The organism is Streptomyces niveiscabiei (assembly GCF_001419795.1).
Taxonomy (GTDB): Bacteria; Actinomycetota; Actinomycetes; order Streptomycetales; family Streptomycetaceae; genus Streptomyces; species Streptomyces niveiscabiei.
On sequence record NZ_LIRL01000116.1, the window covers coordinates 1 to 3617 of the forward strand.

Sequence of the window (3617 nt, forward strand, 5' to 3'; positions counted from 1 at the left end):
ACCGACGGCGACGACCCCACGTACCTCCCCAACGCCTCGGCCCCACCGGCGAGAACCACGCCCCCGCGCATCAACAACACCTCCCGGTCGAGCCGTTGACGATGCGGCGCGGTCAACTCCGCGTCCAGGAACTGCCAGGGCACAGCCTCGATCACCGGCGAGGCCAACCCCCGCATCCGATCGACGGCAACCTGACAGAACCCGCAGTCCCCGTCGTACACAAGCACCGGCATCGACTGCTCACTCTCCTCCAACTCCCGCTGTGTGAGCCCGAGTTCAACCTGCCGCCGGTACGCGGCCCCCGTCAACGGCATGGCCGCCCACATCTCCTGCCGAGCCGCGATCACGCCGCTCCCCGTTGCTGGACATGTATTCAGGTGTACAGTAGATACATGTCTGCTACATACCCCATCGCTGAAGCCAGAGGCAAACTCGGTGAACTCGCCCGCCGTGCGGCCCAGCACGAGCACATCACGTTGACCGATCGCGGTGTCCCGGCCGCAGTCCTCGTCTCGCCTGCCGAGTTGGAGGACCTGGAGGACGCGCTGGCGCTCGCGCGTCTGGAGAGGGACCGCGCGCTCGGTCGTTCTGGACAGCCGGTCCCGCATGACGAAGCGCGCCGCGCGCTGCTCCAGGCCGCCGGGCGGGCCGAGTGACCTGGCAGGTCCTGTGGGAACCGGCCGCTCTGGACGCGGCCACGGGACATCTGAAGGACGACCCGCGGGGCGTGGACGACCTCCTGTCGGCTACGGACCGGCTCGTGGAGAACCCCCGTCCTGAGGGTTCGCGGGCCTGGGGAGTCGATCATCGCCGCCTGCATCACGGCTCGTGGCGGGTCCTCTATCGCCTCGACGTGGAGACGGAGACGCTCTATATCGAGCACGTCGGACGCCGGGAGAGCTGACTCGCCGTCCATCGCGGCCAGCATCTGACCTACATCCCCCCTACCTTCAGAGATGTCAGGCAGAACCGCCCCCGGCGAAAGGCACCCCCATGGTCACCCACGTCCCCTCCGAAACCCCCGGCGACGAGGTCGGCGCCCTCCTCGCGTTCCTCGAAGAGCAGCGCGGCGGCATCCGGCGAGCCGTGCTCGGGCTCACCGCGGAGCAGGCCGCGTCGAAACCCAGCGCCAGTGACTTGTCGCTCGCGGGCATCGTGAAGCACGTCGCCGAGGTCGAGCAGAGCTGGGTCGCGCGGGCGAAGGGGGAGGAGCCGGCCGTACAGCGGGACGCCTCGAACTGGCATGAGTGTTTTCAGCTGGTCGGGGACGAGACCGTGGAGGGGCAGCTCGCGTACTGGGAGAAGGTCGCCGCGGAGACGGAGGCGTTCGTGCGGGCCGCCGACACCCTCGACCGGACCTTCGCGCTGCCGGACCAGCCCTGGTTCCCGCCGGAGGGCCGCGTCTCGCTGAGATGGCTGCTGCTGCACCTGATCCGGGAGACGGCGAGGCACGCGGGCCACGCCGACGTCGTACGGGAGTCCCTGGACGGGAAGACGGCCTTCGAGCTGGTGGCACTCGCGGCGGAAGCCGGAAGCTGACCCCATAACCTGGACCGCATGTCAGCGATCCGCCTCCTCGTGCTGAACGCGGTCCGTCAGCACGGCCGGGCCCACGGCTACCAGGTGCGCAGCGACCTGGAGTACTGGGGCGCGCACGAGTGGTCCAACGCGAAGCCCGGCTCGATCTACCACGCCCTGAAACAGCTGGCGAAACAGGGCTTCCTGCACGAGCACGAGATCGCCCCCTCGACGGCCGGCGGCCCCCCGCGTACGGAGTACGAGATCACGGCCGCCGGTGACGAGGAGTACCTCCGTCTCGTACGCGAAGCGCTGACCTCGTACGACCAGAAGACGGACGTCAAGTCCGCGGCCCTCGGCAGCATGGTCGACCTCCCGAGGGCCGAGGTCCTCGCGCTCCTGGAGGAGCGGATCCGCCGCATCGGCAGCTGGCGGTCGGCCGTGACGGACTACTACGTCCCCGAGGACGGCCCCGAACAGCTCGGCCACATCGGCGAGATCATGAACTTCTGGATCCACACGGCGGACGGCGAGGCCGAGTGGACGAGGGGCCTGATCGCCCGGATCGAGGGGGGCGCGTACGCGTTCGCGGGGGAGGGCGAGCCGTTCGTGGGCGTGCTGGCGGAGGGGCAGGTCAACCCGTACGCGACGGGGGAGAGGCACCCGGGGGACAAGCTGTAGCCCGGCGTCAGGGGACGCGCAGCCCCTCACGCGCAGGCATCTAATCAAGTTTGACCAATGGTCTCCGCCCCGCTACCTTCGTCCCCGCATCGACTAGTCAATCTTGACTAATAAGGGAGGCCCCGTGACCGACCCGGCCATCACCGTCGACTCCGCTCGCAAGTCCTACGGCCCGAAAGCCGCCCTCGACGGCCTCGACCTCACCGTCCCGCGCGGCGAGGTCCACGCCGTCCTCGGCCCCAACGGCGCCGGCAAGACCACCCTCGTCCGCATCCTCGCCACCCTCCTGCACCCCGACTCCGGCCGCGTCGAGGTCGCGGGCCACGACGTCGTACGCCACCCCCGCGAGGTCCGCCGCCGCATCGGCCTCCTCGGGCAGCACGCCGCCCTCGACGAGGACCTGGACGGCCGCCAGAACCTGGAGATGTTCGCCCGCCTCCACCACCTCGGCGCCCACCGCGCCCGCACCCGCGCCGCTGAACTCCTCACCCGCTTCGACCTCGCGGACACCGGCCGCAAACCGGTCACCGCGTACAGCGGGGGCATGCGCCGCCGCCTCGACCTCGCCGCGTCCCTGATCACCGACCCGGAGGTCCTCTACCTCGATGAACCCACGACCGGCCTCGACCCCCGGGGCCGCGCGGAGGTCTGGACGTCCGTCCGCGCGCTCGCCGCCGGCGGTACGACGGTCCTGCTGACGACGCAGTACCTGGAGGAGGCCGACCAACTCGCCGACCGCATCTCGGTGGTGGACGCGGGAAGGGTCGTCGCGCAGGGTACGGCGGACTCCCTGAAGACGGCGACGGGCGGCGACCGCATCGACGTGGTCCTGCGCGACGCCCGCCAACTCGCCGACGCGGTCGCCGTCCTGCCGCTGACCGGCGTCACCGCCGACGCGGACCGCCGACTGCTGAGCGCCCCCGTGACCGACCGGATGCCCGCACTCACCGGGACCGTACGCGCCCTGTCCGACGCCGGGATCGAGGCGGAGGACATCGCGCTGCGACGGCCGACGCTGGACGAGGTGTTCCTGCACATCACGGGGGAGGGGAGGGGGACGCCGGGCGGCGGAGCCGGAGGCACGGCCACGGCGGCTCCGGGAGCGACCGCAGGTACGGCCGGCCGCGCCTTCGGCGCGGTGACCTCGGACCCGGGCACGGCCGCCTCGGGCCCCGGTGCGCCGGCCTCGGGGGCGGGTGTGGTCACGTCGGCCCCCGGCACGCTCGCTTCGCGTCCGGCGCCAACGGATTCCGGGGTGCTTGCCTCGGGCTCGGGTGCGCTGGCCTCGGGTCCGGGCGTGCTCGTCTCTGGCCCCGGCGCGCTCGCGTCGCGTCCAGCGCCCACGGATTCTGGCGCGCCAGCCTTGGGTCCCGGGGTGCTTGCCTCGGGCCCGGGCGCGCTCGCTTCGCGTCCGGCGC

The 3617-nt window shown here is 71.6% G+C and carries 5 protein-coding genes and 1 pseudogene; 5 read left to right on the forward strand and 1 reads right to left on the reverse strand.

The genetic code is table 11. The annotated features are described in order from the left end of the window. On the reverse strand, positions 1 to 347 hold a 347-nt coding region (locus AOK24_RS06785; RefSeq protein WP_478078757.1), incomplete at its 3' end, for a thiol-disulfide oxidoreductase DCC family protein. A gap of 45 nt (positions 348 to 392) precedes the next feature. Here AOK24_RS06785 and AOK24_RS06790 point away from each other — a divergent pair. From AOK24_RS06790 to AOK24_RS06810, 5 genes and pseudogenes are all read left to right on the forward strand, one after another. Continuing rightward, complete coding sequence (locus tag AOK24_RS06790) at positions 393 to 656, forward strand: type II toxin-antitoxin system prevent-host-death family antitoxin (RefSeq protein WP_055719145.1); 264 nt, start codon at positions 393 to 395, stop codon at positions 654 to 656. Next, positions 653 to 904, forward strand: coding sequence for a type II toxin-antitoxin system RelE family toxin (locus tag AOK24_RS06795; protein ID WP_055719146.1), 252 nt, complete (start codon positions 653 to 655; stop codon positions 902 to 904). The genes AOK24_RS06790 and AOK24_RS06795 overlap by 4 nt, the downstream gene beginning before the upstream one ends. An 89-nt stretch (positions 905 to 993) precedes the next feature. Then, positions 994 to 1539, forward strand: coding sequence for a DinB family protein (locus AOK24_RS06800; RefSeq protein ID WP_055719147.1), 546 nt, complete (start codon positions 994 to 996; stop codon positions 1537 to 1539). A gap of 18 nt (positions 1540 to 1557) precedes the next feature. Then, on the forward strand, positions 1558 to 2199 hold the full coding sequence (locus tag AOK24_RS06805) for a PadR family transcriptional regulator (RefSeq protein WP_055719148.1): 642 nt from the start codon (positions 1558 to 1560) through the stop codon (positions 2197 to 2199). A 124-nt stretch (positions 2200 to 2323) separates the two neighbouring features. Next, positions 2324 to 3241, forward strand: a pseudogene (locus tag AOK24_RS06810) (ATP-binding cassette domain-containing protein); the annotation flags it as partial. Between the last annotated feature and the right edge of the window lie 376 nt (positions 3242 to 3617).